The 525-nt window shown below is 51.2% G+C and carries 1 pseudogene; it reads right to left on the reverse strand.

From position 1 onward, the window contains the following. Positions 1–264: 264 nt before the first annotated feature. Positions 265–525: pseudogene (locus tag EN780_RS40075) on the reverse strand (ABC transporter substrate-binding protein); the annotation flags it as partial.

The following is a 525-nucleotide window of genomic DNA, read 5'->3' on the forward strand; positions in this document are numbered from 1 at the left end:
CCCCATACATCTTAGTGACGCCGCGGAACTCAATCTGCGCCGGAACCGTGTTTTTCTCCGAAACTTCATTTTCGGAAAATGGCCGGGTAATGTTTTCATGCAAGGTCACAAGTGATCCTTTAATACTGCCGGGACGTAGCTTTAAGCGAACAAGCTCCCAACCGCAAAGAAGAGCGCCGGACGAAGCGGCTCCATCGAGAGTTAAGAGGTGGGAAGGCGACGGACTCGTTCCTCGCCACCTTCACAACATACTCTGATCGGGGATCACTGAAGAATCCACTCGTTCCAACGTTGGATAATTTTGTCGTTGTTGGTCTTGCCGTCTGATCCCACCTCACTGTACCACTTGGAGTCCATTGTTATGGTGGACGCCGAGTAATCGGGATGGCTAGCGAATTTACGTGCGACAGCTTCTGGTAACAGTTTGAACGCATTTCGGTTGGTTGGGCCGTATGGCATGAGCTGTACAAAGGCTGCCTGCCTGTCAGCGCGGGTTATGAATTCAATGAATCTCTGTGCGTTCTC

The organism is Mesorhizobium sp. M4B.F.Ca.ET.089.01.1.1, from assembly GCF_004022605.1.
GTDB lineage: Bacteria > Pseudomonadota > Alphaproteobacteria > Rhizobiales > Rhizobiaceae > Mesorhizobium > Mesorhizobium abyssinicae.